We start from the raw sequence: 16,525 nt of genomic DNA, 5'->3' as shown, positions 1-16,525 counted from the left end.
AGACCCGTCCCGATGCTCCACGACGACACCGTCCAGTCGCTGATGCGCGCCGAACATGGCGACCCCTTTGCCGTGCTGGGACTGCACGGCCCCACCGATGGCGCCTGGACCCTGCGCGCGCTGCTGCCCGGCGCGCAGCGGGTGTGGGCCCTGGCCGAGGATGGCCGCGAGCTCGCCGAGCTGCGGCGCATCGAGGGCAGCGACCTGTTCGAGGCCACGCTCACGGGCCCGCGCGAGCGCTTCGCCTACCGCTGGCGCGTGGACTGGGGCCGCACCCAGTCCGAGCTGGAGGACCCCTACCGCTTTCCGCCGCTGCTGGGCGAGCTGGACCTGTGGCTGCTGGGCGAGGGCACGCACCAGCGCCCCTTCGAGGTGCTGGGCGCGCACCCGCTGGCAGTGGACGGCGTGGACGGCGTGCGCTTCGCCGTCTGGGCGCCCAACGCGCGGCGCGTGTCGGTGGTGGGCGACTTCAACCAGTGGGACGGCCGGCGCCATGCCATGCGGCTGCGGCGCGAGGTCGGCGTGTGGGAGATCTTCGTCCCTGGCCTGGGCCCCGGCGCGCTCTACAAGTTCGAGTTGCTGGACGCCCAGGGCGAGGTGGCGCTGCGCGCCGACCCCTGCGCCTTCGCCGCCGAGCTGCGCCCCGGCACCGCCTCGTGCGTGGCGGCGCTGCCGCCGCGCCGGGTCATGGCGCCCGAGCGCGCCGCGGCCAATGCCTTCGACGCGCCCATGAGCATCTACGAGGTGCACCTGGGCTCCTGGCGCCGCGGGGGCGGCGGGCGTTGGCTCACCTACCGCGAGCTGGCGGCGCAGCTCGTGCCCTACGCGCGCGACCTGGGCTTCACGCACCTGGAGCTGCTGCCGGTGCACGAGCATCCTTTCGACGGCTCCTGGGGCTACCAGCCCACCGGGCTGTACGCGCCCACTTCGCGCTTCGGCACGCCGGAAGATTTCGCCTTTTTCGTCGATGCCGCGCACGCCGCCGGGCTGGGCGTGATCCTGGACTGGGTGCCGGGCCACTTCCCGACCGACGCCTTCGCGCTGTCGCGCTTCGACGGCACGCACCTGTACGAGCACGCTGACCCGCGCGAGGGCTTTCACCCGGACTGGAACACGCTCATCTACAACTTCGGCCGCGCGGAGGTGCGCAACTTCCTGATCGGCAACGCGCTGTACTGGCTGGAGAACTTCGGCGTCGACGGGCTGCGGGTGGATGCCGTGGCCTCCATGCTCTACCGCGACTACAGCCGCGCCGAAGGCGAGTGGCTGCCCAACCGCCACGGCGGGCGCGAGAACCTGGAAGCCATCGACTTCCTGCGCCGCATGAACTTCGTGGTGGGCACCGAGCGGCCGGGCGCCGTCACCATCGCCGAGGAGTCCACCGCCTGGCCCGGCGTGAGCCGACCGCCCGGCGGCGACGGCCTGCAGGGCCTGGGCTTCCACTACAAGTGGAACCTGGGCTGGATGCACGACACCCTGGGCTACCTGGAGCGCGAGGCGGTGCACCGGCGCTGGCACCACGACCAGCTGCGCTTCGGCTTCATGTACGCCTGGAACGAGAACTACGTGCTGCCGCTCTCGCACGACGAGGTGGTGCACGGCAAGCGCTCCCTGATCGGCCGGATGCCGGGCGACGACTGGCAGCGCTTCGCCAACCTGCGCGCGGGCTACGGCTGGATGTGGGCGCACCCGGGCAAGAAGCTGCTGTTCATGGGCGGCGAGTTCGCGCAGGAGCGTGAGTGGAACTTCGACGCCAGCCTGGACTGGCATGTGATGGAGCACGGCCCCAACGCCGCGCGGCACCGCGGCGTGCAGCGGCTGGTGCGCGACCTCAACGCGGTGTATCGCCACTTCGGCGCGCTGCACCGGCGCGACGTGCACGCCGACGGCTTCGAGTGGATCCGCCACGACGACAAGGACCATTCCGTCTTCGCCTTCCAGCGCCGCGGCGGCGACGACGCCGTGGTGGTGGCGGTGGCGAACTTCACGCCGGTGGTGCGGCACGGCTGGCGCATCGGCGTGCCGCGGCCCGGCGCCTGGCGCGAGATCATCAACACGGACCTCGCCATCTACGGCGGTAGCGGCGTGGCCAACGGGCTGCGCCACGCCGAGCCCGTGCCCTGCGACGGCCACGCGCAGTCCATCCTCATCGACATCCCGTCGCTGGCGACGCTGCTGTGGGCGCCCGGGGAGTGAGCGATCCGGCCGCGCTGGGCCCCGGCCGCCCCTGGCCGCTGGGCGCCAGCGTGCTCGATGGCGGCCTGAACTTTGCCCTGGCCGCGCCCGATGCCACGCGCGTGGAGCTGTGCCTCTTCGACGCCGAGGGCCGCGCCGAGCTGCGGCGGCTGGCGCTGCCGGGCTGCACGCACGGCGTCTGGCACGGGCACCTGCCCGGCGCCGGCGTGGGCCAGGTGTACGGCTGGCGCGTGCACGGGCCGTGGAACCCGGCGCAGGGGCACCGCTTCAACTCGGCGAAAGTGCTGCTCGACCCCTATGCGCGCGAGGTGGTGGGGCGCTACGACGGCAGCGACCTCTTCCTCGGCCACGACCCGGCGCAGGCGCAGCGCCCGGACGGGCACGACAACGCCGCCGTCGCGCTCAAGGCGCGCGTGGTGGCGGAGCCGCCACCGCTGGCACCCCAGGCGCACGTGCACGTGCCGGCCGAGGACACGGTGCTGTACGAAGTGCACCTTCGTGGTGCAACTATGCGCCATCCGGCGGTACCTGCCGAGCTGCGCGGCAGCTACCTGGGCCTGGTGCAGCCGGCCGTGCTCGACCACCTGCAGCGCCTGGGCGTGACCACGCTGAGCCTGATGCCGCTGGCGCACCGCGCCGACGAGGCGCGGCTGCTGAAGCTGGGCCTGTCCAACTACTGGGGCTACAGCCCCATTGCCTGGTTCGCGCCCGAAGCGCGCTACACCAGCGCGCGGCCCGGCACGAGCGCGCTGGCCGAGTGCCGCGAGATGGTCGACGGGCTGCACGCGCGCGGCTTCGAGGTGCTGGTGGACGTGGTGTTCAACCACAGCGCCGAGCTCGACGAGCACGGCCCCACGCTGAGCCTGCGCGGCATCGCCAATCGGCGCTTCCACCACCTGCGTCCCGGCGACGCGGCCCATTACGAGAACTGGAGCGGCTGCGGCAACTGCCTGGATCTCACCGATCCGCTGGCCCTGCGCCTGGTGATGGATGCACTGCGGTACTGGGTGCAGCACATCGGCGTGGACGGCTTCCGCTTCGACCTCGCGCCGATCCTGGGCCGCGACGCGCACGGCTTCTCGCAGCGGGCCGCCTTCTTTGCCGCCGTGGCGCAGGACCCGGTGCTGGCGCCGGTGAAGCTCGTCGCGGAGCCCTGGGACATCGGGCCGGACGGCTACCAGCTCGGCCAGTTTCCGGCGCCGTGGCAGGAGTGGAACGACCGCTACCGCGACACGGTGCGCGCCTGGTGGCTGACCGGCGGCATGGCGCGCGGCGGCTTCGTGCATGCGCTGGCGGGCTCGCACGGGGTGTTCGGCCCCTCGGGGCGCGGGCCGCTGGCGGGAGTGAACCTGATCACCGCGCACGACGGCTTCAACCTGCGCGACCTGGTGAGCTACCGCCAGCGCCACAACCTGGCCAACGGCGAGCACAACCGCGACGGGCATGCGCACAACCTGAGCACCAACGCCGGCGCTGAAGGCGAGAGCCACGACCCGGCGGTGCTGGCGCTGCGCCTGCGGCTGCGCCGCGCGCTGCTGGCGACGCTGGCGCTGTCGCTGGGCACGCCGATGCTGCTGGCCGGCGACGAGATCGGCCACACCCAGCGCGGCAACAACAACGCCTACTGCCAGGACAACGAGACGACTTGGCTGGACTGGAGCGGCGCCGAAGCCGGCTTGGCGGACTACGTGGCGCGCTGCCTGGCGCTGCGCCGCCGCCACGCGCGGCTGCGGCAGGACCGCTGGCTGCACGACGGCGAGGTTCACTGGCTGTACCCCGAGGGCGACCCGCTGGCGCCGCCCGATTGGGAGCGCGTGGACAAGCGCGCCTTCGCCGCCTGGCTGCCGGACGGCGGCGCGGGCTGCGAGCTGCTGCTGATGTTCAACCCCGACTCCACGCCGCACCGCTTCACGCTGCCCGAGGGCGAAGGCGCCTGGCGCCTGGTGCTGCGCAGCGACCTGGACCCCGTGAGCAGTTTGCTTGGCGACGACGCCATGCTGCCCGCGCACAGCCTGTGGGTGGCCGAGCGTGGCGGGATCGCAGCTGTGTTGGGCTGAAGCAACCGGGGCGTGCAAGGGGCGCCCCAGAATGAGGCATGCTGGTCCGGCCACCGGGGACGAGGCGCGCCCGATCGAGGCACGGAGCTTGCGAACGCATCCTCTTGTCGGTCCAGCCCAGCCCCGTGCCGCGATGGCGGCAGGCCAACCGATGTAACAACAGCAGTAAGAGGACCGAGGTGACAACTTCCATGGACCGGCCGCTGCATTCGGCCCAACTCGTGCGCAAGACCATTGCGCTGGTGCTGGCGGGCGGCCGAGGCTCGCGCCTGAAGCAGCTCACGGACCGCCGGGCCAAGCCCGCGGTCTATTTCGGCGGCAAGTTCCGCATCATTGATTTCGCGCTGTCGAACTGCATCAATTCCGGCATCCGCCGCATCGGCGTGATCACGCAGTACAAGTCGCACTCGCTGCTGCGGCACCTTCAGCGCGGCTGGAGCTTCCTGCGCGGCGAGATGAGCGAGATGCTGGACCTGCTGCCGGCGCAGCAGCGCATCGACGAGGAGCACTGGTACCGCGGCACGGCGGACGCCGTCTACCAGAACCTGGACATCATCGCCTCGGGCAAGCCCGAGTACATCGTGGTGCTGGCCGGGGACCACATCTACAAGATGGACTACTCCATCATGCTGCGCGACCACGTCGCCAGCGGTGCGGGCTGCACGGTGGGCTGCATCGAGGTGCCGCGCGGCGAGGCCAGCGCCTTCGGCGTGATGGCGGTGGACGGCCAGCGGCGCGTCACCAGCTTCGTCGAGAAGCCCGCGGACCCGCCGCCCATGCCCGGCAACGATGACGTGTCGCTGGCGAGCATGGGCATCTACATCTTCAACGCCGACTACCTGTACCGGCTGCTGGAGGAGGAGATGGCCCGGCCCGAGTCGAGCCTGGACTTCGGCAAGGACATCATCCCGCGCACGGTGGAGGAAGGGCGCGCGCTGGCGCATCCCTTCTCCATGAGTTGCGTGCGAAACCGGGGCAGCAACCAGTCGTACTGGCGCGACGTGGGCACGATCGACGCCTTCTTCGCCGCCAACCTTGACCTGGCCAGCATCTCGCCCGAGCTCGACATCTACGACGACGACTGGCCGATCTGGACCTACCAGCGCCAGCTCCCGCCGGCCAAGTTCATTCCCGACCAGAAGGGGCAGCACGGCCTGGCGGTCAACACCATCGTCTCCGGCGGCTGCATCGTCAGCGGCTCGCACGTGAGCAACTCGGTGCTGTTCTCCAACGTGCGCATCCACTCCTTCTGCCACGTGGACGAGGCGGTGATCCTGCCCGGCGTGACGGTGGAGCGCAGCTGCGTGCTCAAGCGCGTGGTGATCGACCGCGGCTGCGTCATCCCGGCGGGCATGAGCATCGGCGAGGACCCGGAGCTGGACGCGCAGCGCTTCGAGCGCAGCGAAGGCGGCGTGGTGCTGGTCACGCGTGAAATGCTGGCGCGGCTGTGATGCGGGTCCTGCAAGTCAGCGCCGAGATCTTTCCGCTGCTCAAGACTGGCGGGCTGGCGGATGTCGCCGGCGCGCTGCCCGGCGCCCTGGCGCGCGCCGGTGCCGAGGTCCGCGTGCTGCTGCCGGGCTTCCCGGCGCTGCGCGAGGGCTTGAGCGATGCCGCCACGGTGGCCGAGTTCCACGCGCCCTGGGGCGAGCCGGCGCGGCTGCTGTTCGGGCGCCTGGCGGCGCTGGACGGACTGCCGGCCTACGTGGTGGAGGCGCCGGCGCTCTACGACCGGCCCGGCAACCCCTACCAGGACGAGCGCGGCCATCCTTACGCCGACAACCACCGCCGCTTCGCGCTGCTGGGCTTCGCCGCGGCCCGGCTGGCCGAGGGGCTGGACCCGTGGTGGACGCCGGGCGTGGTGCACAGCCACGACTGGCATGCCGCGTTGGTCAACGCTTACCTCGCCTTCAGCCCGCACCGGCCGCCGGTGCGCACGGTCTATACGGTGCACAACCTGGCCTACCAGGGGCTGTGCGGGGCGCGGCACCTGCACGAGCTGGGGTTGCCGGGACAGGCCTTCGCGGTGGAGGGGCTGGAGTTCCACGGCCAGCTCTCGTTCATGAAGGCGGGGCTCTTCTACGCCGACCACGTCACCACGGTCAGCCCGACCTACGCGCACGAGATCCAGACGCCGCAGCAGGGCTGCGGGCTGCACGGGCTGCTGCGCCGGCGCGCTGCCGGCGGCAGCCTCTCGGGCATCCTCAACGGCGTGGACCAGCGCGTGTGGGACCCGGCGGCGGATGCGCTCATCGCCCGGCGCTTCGATGCCGCCAAGCTCGTTGGCAAGGCCCATTGCCGCACCGCGCTGCAGAAGGAGATGGGCCTGGAGCAGCGCCCGGGGCCGCTGTTCGGCATGGTCAGCCGCCTGGCGGAGCAGAAAGGATTGCCGCTGCTGGTGGCGCTGCTGCCCGAGCTGGTGGCGCGCGGCGGGCAGCTGGTCACGCTGGGCTCGGGCGACCCGGGCATCGAGGCCGCGCTGCGCGAGGCGGCGGCAGCGCATCCGGAGGCGGTGGCGATCCGCGTGGGCTACGACGAAGCGCTGGCGCACCGCATCTTCGCCGGCAGCGACGTCACGCTGGTGCCCTCGCTATACGAACCTTGCGGCCTCACCCAGCTCTACGGCCTGCGCTACGGCAGCCTGCCGCTGGTGCGCCGCGTCGGCGGCCTGGCCGACACCGTGGTGGATTGCACGCTCGAAGACCTCGTTGAGGAAAAGTCCACCGGATTTGTCTTCGATGCGTTTGATACGGGGGATATGAGGCGTGCACTTAGACGCGCGTTCGCGTTATTTGCGCGCCAAACCGATTGGAAAGCAGTACAGCGGCGCGCAATGGCGCAACACTTCGGCTGGGACGACGCGGCCGAGCAGTATCTGGCCCTGTACCGATCGCTCGGCGCCTAGACCCTTCTTCAGCACCACACAGAACGGATCAGCCGGGAGATCAGGCGATGAGCCTCGACGATTTCACCTACGACCACCCCGACCGGGACGTTGCCTTCTTCAAGCGAGCCATCGCCAACAAGCTGATCTACGCGGTCGGCAAGGACCCGGTGGCCGCGCGCAAGGAAGACTGGCTCCACGCCGTCGCGCTGGCCGTGCGCGACCAGCTCGTGGAGCGCTGGATGCGCACCACGCGCGCGCAGTACCAACAGGACGTCAAGCGCGCCTACTACCTCTCGGCCGAGTTCCTCGTCGGACGTACCTTCACCAACGCCATGCTGGCGCTGGAGATCATGGCGCCGGTGAAGCAGGCGCTTGCCGACTTCGAGGTGGACTTCGACCAGCTGGCCGACCTGGAGCCCGATGCGGCGCTGGGCAACGGCGGCCTGGGGCGGCTGGCCGCGTGCTTCCTTGACAGCATGGCCACGCTGGGCGTGCCGGGCTTCGGCTACGGCATCCGCTACGAGTACGGCATGTTCCGCCAGACCATCGTCGATGGTCGCCAGGTGGAAGTGCCCGATTACTGGCTCTCGCACGGCAACCCGTGGGAGTTCCCGCGGCCCGAGGTGCGCTATCGCGTGTGCTTCGGCGGCCACGTGGAAGGGCAGGGCACGCAGCGGCGATGGGTGCCGGCGGAGGACGTCGAGGCCATGGCCTACGACACCATCATCCCCGGCTACGGCACGCAGGCCACCAATACGCTGCGGCTGTGGCGCGCGCTGGCCACGGAGGAGATGAACCTCTCCGCCTTCAACCAGGGCAACTACTTCGCGGCGGTGGAGCGCAAGAACAACAGCGAGAACGTCTCGCGCGTGCTCTACCCCGACGACAGCACGCCGTCGGGCCGCGAGCTGCGCCTGCGCCAGGAGTACTTCTTCTGCAGCGCCAGCCTGCAGGACCTGGTGCATCGCTTCCTGCGCTCGCACAAGGACTTCAACCGCCTGCCCGACAAGGTGAGCATTCACCTCAACGACACGCACCCGGTGCTGGCGGTGCCGGAGCTGATGCGGCTGCTGGTGGACGAGCACGGCATCCCGTGGGCCGCGGCTTGGGACCTGACACAGCGCATCTTCAGCTACACGAACCACACGCTGATGCACGAGGCGCTGGAGACCTGGCCGGTGGCCATGCTCGCGCGCGTGCTGCCGCGGCACCTGCAGATCATCTACGACATCAACGCCGAGTTCCTCAAGCGCGTGACGGAGACGCACGGCCACGACGTGGAGCTGCTGCGCCGCGTGTCGCTGATCGACGAGTCCGGCGAGCGCCGCGTGCGCATGGCCTACCTGGCGGTAGTGGCCAGCCACAGCATCAACGGCGTGTCGCAGCTGCACTCGGACCTGATGCAGCAGAGCATCTTTGCCGACCTCGCGAAGATGTGGCCGCAACGGTTCAACAACAAGACCAACGGCATCACGCCGCGGCGCTGGCTGTCGCAGGCCAACCCGCGGCTGGCTGCACTGCTCGACGGCCGCCTGGGCCGCGGCTGGCGGCGCGAGCTCGACCAGCTCGCGGTGCTGCGCAAGATGACCGACCAGCCCGCCTTCGTGCAGGCCTTCGCGCAGGCCAAGCGCCACAACAAGGAGCGCCTGGCGCAGTGGATCGGCACTCACCTGCCTCACTCGAAGCTGGAGCTCAGCCCCGACGCGCTGTTCGACGTGCAGGTCAAGCGCATCCACGAGTACAAGCGCCAGCTGCTGAACCTGCTGGGCGTGGTCACGCGCTACCACCGCATGGTGGACGAGCCCGAGCGCGACTGGGTGCCGCGCGTGGTGGTGTTCGCCGGCAAGGCGGCCAGTGCGTACCACATGGCCAAGCAGATCATCCACTTGGCCAACGACGTGGCGCGCATCATCAATGCCGACCCGCGCACGCGCGGCCGGCTCAAGGTGGTGTTCCTGCCCAACTACTCGGTGAGCCTGGCCGAGATCGTGATTCCCGCGGCCGACCTCTCGGAGCAGATCTCCACCGCCGGCACCGAGGCCTCGGGCACCGGCAACATGAAGTTCGCGCTCAACGGCGCGCTGACCATCGGCACCCTCGATGGCGCCAACATCGAGATCCGCCAGAACGTGGGCGAGGACAACATCTTCATCTTCGGCCACACGACGGCCGAGGTGCAGGCGCTGCGCGCCCACGGCTACCAGCCGCGCGAGTATTACGAGCGCGACGCGGAGCTCAAGCGCGCGCTGGACGCGATCCGCGACGGCGTCTTCAGCCCCGAGGAGCCCGGCCGCTACCGCCAGGTCTTCGACACGCTGGTGAACTGGGGCGACCACTACCTGCTGCTGGCCGACTACCGCAGCTACGTGGACACGCAGGACCGCGTCGACGCGCTCTACCGCGACCAGGAGGCCTGGACCCGCAAGGCCATCATGAACGTCGCCGGCATGGGGCCCTTCTCCTCGGACCGCACCATCGCCGAGTACGCGCGTGAGATCTGGCACACGACGCCGGTGAAGTTGCCGATCGGCAAGGCCGGCGGCTGACCCCGCGGCTCCTCCGCCACCCACTTCCCAGGTTTTCCCCTCGCCTCCGCGCTGCGCAGGCGAGGGGCCTGGCTTGCCCGGCTCGAACGAACTCCAACAACAAGCTCCCATGTCCCTCGCCCAACGCTTCCCCCGCGGCAGCGGAGTCGTGCTGCATCCCACCTCGCTGCCCGGCCCGCACGGCTCGGGTGACTTCGGCGCCGGCGCCTACCACTTCGTGGACTGGCTGGCCGCCGGCGCGCAGACGCTGTGGCAGATGCTGCCCCTGGGCAACGTGGGGCTGGGCCACTCGCCCTACATGAGCAGCTCGGCCTTCGCCGGCAACGTGCTGCTCATCGACCTGCACGAGCTGCAGCGCCGCGGCTGGCTGGAGCCCGAGGAGCTCGCCGCGCCGGCGGACTTCCAGGCCCGGCGCGTGGATTACGAGCGCGTCATCCCCTGGCGCATGGCGCGGCTGGCGAGCGCGGCGCAGCGCTTCGCCGAGCACGCTACGCCCACCGAGCGCGAGCAACTGGCGGCCTTCCGCGCCGCGCAGGCCGACTGGCTGCCGGACTACGCGCTGTTCATGGCGCTGGCCGAGGCACACCCGGACAGCGACTGGACCGGCTGGCCCGCCGCGCTGGCCTGGCGCGAGGAGGCAGCGCTGCGCGCGGCGCGCGAGTCGCTGCGCGAGCGCATCGCTTTCTGGGAGTTCGCGCAGTGGTGCTTCCGCCGCCAGTGGGAGCAGCTGCACCGCTACGCGCGCGAGCGCGGCGTGCGCCTCGTGGGCGACATGCCCATCTTCATCGCGCTGCACAGCGCTGACGTTTGGACGCATCCCGAGCTGTTCGAGCTCGACGCCCAGGGCCGCCCCAGCGTGGTGGCCGGCGTGCCGCCGGACTTCTTTAGCGCCGATGGCCAGCGCTGGGGCAACCCGCTCTACCGCTGGAGCGCGCACGCGGAAACCGGCTACGCCTGGTGGACCGAGCGGTTGCGCCGCACGCTGGAGCTGGTGGACATCGTGCGCATCGATCATTTCCGCGGCTTCGCCGGCTACTGGGAGATCCCGGCCGATGAGCCGACTGCGCTCAAGGGCCGTTGGCGTCCCGGCCCGGGGGCGGCGCTGTTCGAGGCGGCGGCGCGCGCGCTGGGCGAGCTGCCCGTGATCGCCGAGGACTTGGGCGTGATCACGCCCGACGTGGAGGCGCTGCGGCGGCAGCTGGGCTTTCCGGGCATGCGCGTGCTGCAGTTCGCCTGGGGCGAGCCGGCGGCGGGCGGCGAGCCGCGCTTCCTGCCGCATGCGCACAGCGCCGACTCGGTGGTCTACACCGGGACGCACGACAACGACACCACGCCGGGCTGGTGGGCCAGCATCGGCGACGAACCGCGCCACCACCTGCGCGAATACCTCGCCACCGACGGCCGCGCCATCCACTGGGACCTGATCCGCGCCGCCATGGCCAGCGTCGCGGACCTGGCGCTGTTCCCGATGCAGGACGCGCTGGGCCTGCCCACCGAGCACCGCATGAACCGTCCCGGCACGGCCGAGGGCAACTGGGCCTGGCGCTTCGACTGGCTGCTGGTGCCGTCCGACACCGCCGCGCGGCTGCGGCGCATGGCGCAGCTGTACGGGCGTTTGTCGCAGCGCTGAGCGCGCACGGCCTCCACCGCGGCGGCGCCTCCCGCGCCGCCGCCGCTGGCTTCCTACGGGCGCTGGCGATCCCTTGCAGGGGCCGAGCCGGCCGCGGCCACGGGCGCGAACGGCCGCCCAGGACGCCTTTCCCGCCCGGCCGGTACAAACCGCTCCCTGGCGTCATGAGAACCCTCCCTGGTGCCGGCGGCACCCGCCCCCGACCATGGCGCCAGCCCGGCCGAGGCGCATGCCGCCAAGCGGGCGCGGCGGGCACCGACGGCGATGCCCGGATGCCAAGACAGCGGAGGGATGCCCATGCGAAACGTCGTTGTCCCCATCACCCTCGGCGCCTGCCTGATGGCGCTGCTCCAGGCCTGCACCGGCATGGGAGCCGCCTCCAGCCCCGCTGGCAGCAGCACCACCAGCGGCATGCTGCGGGGCACCGGTCCCGGGCTGTCCCTGCACGCCAGCACCCCGGAGCCGGGCAACGGCAGCACCAGCGTCGTCACGCTGACGCTGCGCAACAACGGCGCTGAGACCGCCACGCGCCTCCAGGAGCTGGCGCTGCCCACGCGCGTGCGCATGGTGCGCGACGGCTGCACGGGCCAACCGCTGCCCGCGGCGTCCCGCTGCACCTACACGGTCGCCCTGGAAGGCGACCTGCCCAACGGCGCCACCATGGCGCTGGCCGTGGGCTACGACTACGCCGACCTGCCCAACCGCAGCGCCGGCGGCAGCCTCGTCTATCCCAAGGCGTCCTCGGTGGTGGCCTCGCTGTCCCGGTGAGGCCGCCGTGCTGCACATGAGGTTTCCGTCCCGCGCCTGCCGTGACAAAAGTCCTATTTCAACCCCTTGACATGTCCCTGGCGCAACAGTCGAAAGACGGAGACCATGGAGTCTTGAAGCACCCCCGGTGACAGGCCGCCGCGGCGGACCGGCTCACTGGTATGCGTGGGTCTTCATACCTGTGGAGGGAATTCATGCAGCGTCTGTTCCACACCATTGCCTTCGGTTGCTGCCTGGGCGCCGTGCTCGCAGCCTGTGCGGGCGCAGGTATCGGCGGCAGCGCCGATACCGCGGTGAAGGCCCAGGAGCCCCGCGGTACGGGCCAGGCCCTGTCGCTGGTGGTCGACACGGAGAGCGGCGGCCAGAATCCCGGGCAGATCGTCCTCACGCTGCGCAACGAGGGCGTGGAGACCGCCACCAACCTCCAGCCGATGCTGCTGCCCTTCCACTTCCGGATGGTGCACGACGGCTGCTCGGACGAGCCGCTGCCGTCGGCGGCGAGCTGCAGCTACAAGCTGGCGCTGCAGGAAAACGGTCCGCGCACCGGGACGCTGGCAGTGAACGTGCGCTACGACTACGCCGACGTGCTCGACCGCAACGCCCGCGTGGAGCTGGCCTATCCGGTGGCGCTCGCCCCGGTGGCGGCGGCCGGGGTGCGTTGACCCGGAGGCCCTGAAGCGCTGCGTTCGCCCCGGCCGCCGATGCGCCAGGGCGAACGCAGCGCTTCTTCCCCGCAACGGGATCAGGCCGGCGGCGCCCGCCGCGCGCGCAGCATCTGCGCGATCAGGAAGGCCAGCTCCAGGCTCTGCGAGCCGTTGAGCCGCGGGTCGCAGGAGGTGAGGTAGCGCGCTGCCAGCCCCTCGTCGGTGAGCGCCTGCGCACCGCCGCGGCACTCGGTGACGTCCTGCCCCGTCATCTCGAAATGCACGCCCCCGGCGTGCGTCCCTTCCTGCGCGTGCACCGCGAAGAACTCGCGCACCTCCTGCAGGATGCGCGTGAAGTCGCGCGTCTTGAAGCCGTTGGAGGCGGTGACGGTGTTGCCGTGCATCGGGTCGCAGCACCACACCACGGCGCGGCCTGCGTCGCGCACGGCGCGCAGCAGCGGCGGCAGCCTCTCGGCCGCCGCGCCCGCGCCCATGCGGGTGATGAGCACCATGCGCCCGGGCTCGTTGTCGGGGTCCAGCACGTCGAGCAGCCGCAGCACGTCGTCCGGCTGCGCCGTCGGGCCCAGCTTCACGCCCAGCGCGTTGTCCAGCCCACGCAGGAACTCCACGTGCGCGCCGCCCGGGTCGCGCGTGCGCTCGCCCAGCCACAGCATGTGCGCGGAGCCGCCGTACCAGCGCCCGTTCTCGCCGCGGCGCACGAGCGCCTGCTCGTAGTGCAGGTGCAGCGCCTCGTGCGAGGTGTGGAACTCCACCTCGCGCAGCTGCGGCGTGAGCGCGGCGTCGAAGCCGCAGGCCTCCATGAAGGCCAGCGAGTCGGTGATGCGGTCGGCCAGTTCCTCGAAGCGCTCGCCCTGCGGGCTGGCCTTGACGAAATCGGCGGTCCAGCGGTGCACCTGGTGCAGGTCGGCGAAGCCGCCGTGGGAGAGGGCGCGCAGCAGGTTGAGCGTGGTCGCCGAGTGCCCGTAGGCCGCCAGCAGCCGCCGCGGGTCGGGGCGGCGTGCGTCCTCTGCGAAGGCGGGGGCGTTGATGATGTCGCCGCGGTATGAGGGCAGCGCCAGGCCGTCGCGGGTCTCGGTGTCGGAGGAGCGCGGCTTGGCGAACTGCCCGGCGATGCGCCCGACCTTCACCACCGGGCACTTGGCGGCGTAGGTCAGCACCACGGCCATCTGCAGGATGACGCGGAAGGTGTCGCGCACCGTGGCCTCGCTGAGCTCGTCGAAGCTCTCGGCGCAGTCGCCGCCCTGCAGCAGGAAGGCGTCGCCGCGCGCCACGGCGGCCAAGCGCTGGCGCAGCGCGGCGATCTCGCCGGCGAAGATCAGCGGCGGGCTGCCGGCGAGCTGGCGCTCGGCCACTTCCAGCGCCGCGGCGTCGGGATAAGCCGGCAGCTGGCGCGCCGGGCGCTGGCGCCAGCTGGCGGGGGACCAGGCAGTGGTCATGGCGGAGTTCTCCAAAACTGTCCGATGGCGGTGCCGGCAAGGCATGCTCCGGTCCAGGGGCCGGGCGCTGCACGGGAAGTGCAGCGTAGCGCGGCCCGCGAACGACTCAGCCGGGGAGCACCGCGTGATCATCGAAACGCCATGGAAGCGCTGGCTGCTGGCGCTGCTTGCGTATGCCACGGCCTCGGCCCTCAACGTCTTCCTGCAGCCGCTGCTCGAAGGCCGTGCCCCGTTGCTGCCCTATTTCCCCGTGCTGGTGCTGACGGGCTACCTGGCCGGCGCGGGGCCTGGCCTTGCCGTGCTGGGGGCGGCTGCGCTGACGCTGAGCGCCTTCTGGATCGCACCGGCCGGCGAGCCCTGGCCGCCGACCCGGCCGGCGGAGCTGCTCATCCTTGGCCTGTTCCTGCTGGCAGGCGGCTTGGCGGTGGGCGTGTCGGCCTGGTCGCGCTGGCTGCTGCAGCAGGCGCAGACGACGCACGAGCGGCTCAACATGGCCCTGAGCGCCGGGCGCATGGCCGCCTGGGACTGGGACGTGCGCACTGGTGCCATGAGCTTCTCCGGCGGCGCCGAGGCCGTCTTCGGCAAGACCTGGGCGCACGTGGACGAGGCCTGGCCGCTGGCCCATCCGGAGGATGTGCAGCGCGTGCGCGCCCTCGTGGACGACGCGCTGCGCCAGGGGCGGCACTACACCTTCCTCGGCCGCATGCACCGCGCCGACACCGGCGAGCTGCGCTGGGTCGAGACCCATGGCCACGTGCACTGCGACGCGCTCGGCCGCGCGGTGCGCGTCTCCGGCGTCACGGCCGACGTGACAGACCGGCAGCTCGCACTGCAGGCCAGCCAGGCGGCCGAGGAGCGTTTCCACCTCGCGCTGGACAGCGGCAAGGTCACGGCCTGGGAATGCGACGCCGAGCGGCGCTACACCTGGATCTACAACACCCGCTTCGGCTTGCAGCCAGCCGACGTGGTGGGGCGGCGCATCGGCGAGACCATTCCCAACGAGGAGCACAAGCGGGCGCTGGAGCGCGTGTACGCCGACGGCGAGCCGGTGCAGTTCCAGGTCGATGGGCGCTTCAGGGACCAGCCCTACCACCTGCTGTGCTCGGTGCGCGCGGCCGGCCGGGACGCCGAGGGCCGCGTCACGCGCGTCATCGGCGCCTCGGTGGACGTGACGGCACTGGCCGAGGCGCAGGCGCAGCTGCGCCGCGAGAGCCAGCGCAAGGACGCCTTCCTGGCCACGCTGGCGCACGAGCTGCGCAACCCCATGGCGCCCATCCGCTACGCCGTGGCGATGCTGGGCGAGGACGTGGCGCCGGCCGTGCGCGAGCAGGCGCGCTCCATCATCGGCCGCCAGGCCGCGCACATGGCGCGGCTGCTGGACGACCTGCTGGACATGAGCCGCATCACGCGCAACGCCATCGAGCTGCAGCGCGAGCGGCTGGACCTGCGCGGTGTCATCGAGCAGGCCGTGGACAACACCCGCCCCGCCTGCGCGGCGCTGCGGCACCGGCTGGTGGTCTCGCTGCCGCCGCAACCGGTGTGGGTGGACGGCGACGCCACGCGGCTGCAGCAGGTGCTGGGCAACCTGCTGGACAACGCGGCCAAGTACACGCGGCCGGGTGGCGAGATCACGGTGCGCCTGGACGAGGAGGGCGCCGAGGCGGTGGTGAGCGTGAGCGACAACGGCATCGGCATCGCGGCGGCGGACCAGGCGCAGGTCTTCGAGCTGTTCACGCAGGTGCAGCGCACGGGGCAGGGCAGCGGTGGGCTGGGCATCGGGCTGGCGGTGGTGCGGCAGCTGGTGGAGCTGCACGGCGGGCGCATCGGCGTGTTCAGCGAGGGGGTGGAGCGGGGCAGCCGCTTCACGGTGCGGCTGCCGCTGGCGGCGGGCGCGGCAGAGGCGCAGCCGCTGCCGGACGCCAAGGTCGTGAGCCTGTTCCCACGCATGCCGACGGTGCTGATCGTGGACGACAACCAGGACGCCGCCGACAGCCTGGCGATGCTGCTGCGCAGCGGCGGCTTCGCGGCCAGCGCCGTGCACGACGGTGCCGCCGCGCTGCGGGCCTTCGACCAGCTCCAGCCCCGGGTGCTGCTGCTGGACCTGGGCCTGCCGGACATGAGTGGCCTGGAGGTGGCGCGCGAGATCCGCCGCCGCCCCGGCGGCGCGGCGGTGACGCTCATTGCCATCACCGGCTGGGGCCAGGAGAAGGACCGGGCGCAGACCGCGCAAGCCGGCTTCGACGAGCACCTGGTGAAGCCCGTGGACCCCGCGCAGCTGCAGGCGCTGCTGCGGACGCTGCAGCCGGCGGCGCTGGGCGCGGCGGATGCCGGGTAAGGCGGGCC

The 16,525-nt window shown here is 71.6% G+C and carries 10 protein-coding genes; 9 read left to right on the top strand and 1 reads right to left on the bottom strand.

From position 1 onward, the window contains the following. Nucleotides 1-12 precede the first annotated feature (12 nt). From glgB to H537_RS0133355, 8 genes are all read left to right on the top strand, one after another. Nucleotides 13-2,196 carry a 1,4-alpha-glucan branching protein GlgB gene (glgB, locus tag H537_RS0133390; protein ID WP_029001359.1) on the top strand — a complete coding sequence of 728 codons (2,184 nt, stop codon included), beginning with the start codon at nt 13-15 and terminating at the stop codon, nt 2,194-2,196. Further along, entirely contained in the window at nt 2,193-4,253 is a 2,061-nt protein-coding gene (glgX, locus tag H537_RS46975; RefSeq protein WP_084151138.1) for a glycogen debranching protein GlgX, read from the top strand. The genes glgB and glgX overlap by 4 nt, the downstream gene beginning before the upstream one ends. 191 nt (nt 4,254-4,444) lie before the next feature. Next, nucleotides 4,445-5,704, top strand: coding sequence for a glucose-1-phosphate adenylyltransferase (glgC, locus tag H537_RS0133380; protein ID WP_029001358.1), 1,260 nt, complete (start codon nt 4,445-4,447; stop codon nt 5,702-5,704). Then, nucleotides 5,704-7,155: a glycogen synthase GlgA gene (gene glgA / locus H537_RS0133375; protein WP_029001357.1), complete on the top strand. Its 1,452-nt coding sequence runs from the start codon at nt 5,704-5,706 to the stop codon at nt 7,153-7,155. Before glgC ends, glgA begins: the two co-directional genes overlap by 1 nt. 47 nt (nt 7,156-7,202) lie before the next feature. Then, complete coding sequence (locus tag H537_RS0133370; RefSeq protein WP_029001356.1) at nt 7,203-9,683, top strand: glycogen/starch/alpha-glucan phosphorylase; 2,481 nt, start codon at nt 7,203-7,205, stop codon at nt 9,681-9,683. 109 nt (nt 9,684-9,792) lie between these two features. Further along, nucleotides 9,793-11,313 carry a 4-alpha-glucanotransferase gene (gene malQ / locus H537_RS0133365; protein ID WP_029001355.1) on the top strand — a complete coding sequence of 507 codons (1,521 nt, stop codon included), beginning with the start codon at nt 9,793-9,795 and terminating at the stop codon, nt 11,311-11,313. Nucleotides 11,314-11,610: 297 nt separating this feature from the next. Further along, nucleotides 11,611-12,081 carry a hypothetical protein gene (locus H537_RS0133360; RefSeq protein WP_156902094.1) on the top strand — a complete coding sequence of 157 codons (471 nt, stop codon included), beginning with the start codon at nt 11,611-11,613 and terminating at the stop codon, nt 12,079-12,081. A gap of 194 nt (nt 12,082-12,275) precedes the next feature. Further along, a complete protein-coding gene (locus H537_RS0133355) occupies nt 12,276-12,743 on the top strand; it encodes a hypothetical protein (RefSeq protein WP_029001353.1) in 468 nt (155 codons plus the stop codon). An 80-nt stretch (nt 12,744-12,823) separates the two neighbouring features. On the opposite strand, the gene H537_RS0133350 is transcribed toward H537_RS0133355, so the two are convergent. Further along, nucleotides 12,824-14,182 (bottom strand): class II 3-deoxy-7-phosphoheptulonate synthase, encoded by a 1,359-nt coding sequence (locus tag H537_RS0133350; RefSeq protein ID WP_029001352.1) that lies wholly within the window; start codon nt 14,180-14,182, stop codon nt 12,824-12,826. 124 nt (nt 14,183-14,306) lie between these two features. On the opposite strand from H537_RS0133350, the gene H537_RS46970 reads away from it, so the two are divergent. Beyond that, nucleotides 14,307-16,517 carry a hybrid sensor histidine kinase/response regulator gene (locus H537_RS46970; RefSeq protein ID WP_051244047.1) on the top strand — a complete coding sequence of 737 codons (2,211 nt, stop codon included), beginning with the start codon at nt 14,307-14,309 and terminating at the stop codon, nt 16,515-16,517. Nucleotides 16,518-16,525 lie beyond the last annotated feature (8 nt).

Source organism: Azohydromonas australica DSM 1124 (assembly GCF_000430725.1).
Lineage (GTDB): Bacteria > Pseudomonadota > Gammaproteobacteria > Burkholderiales > Burkholderiaceae_C > Azohydromonas > Azohydromonas australica.
Note: the sequence above shows the minus strand (reverse complement) of the source record. Positions and strands in the feature narration are given on the sequence as shown.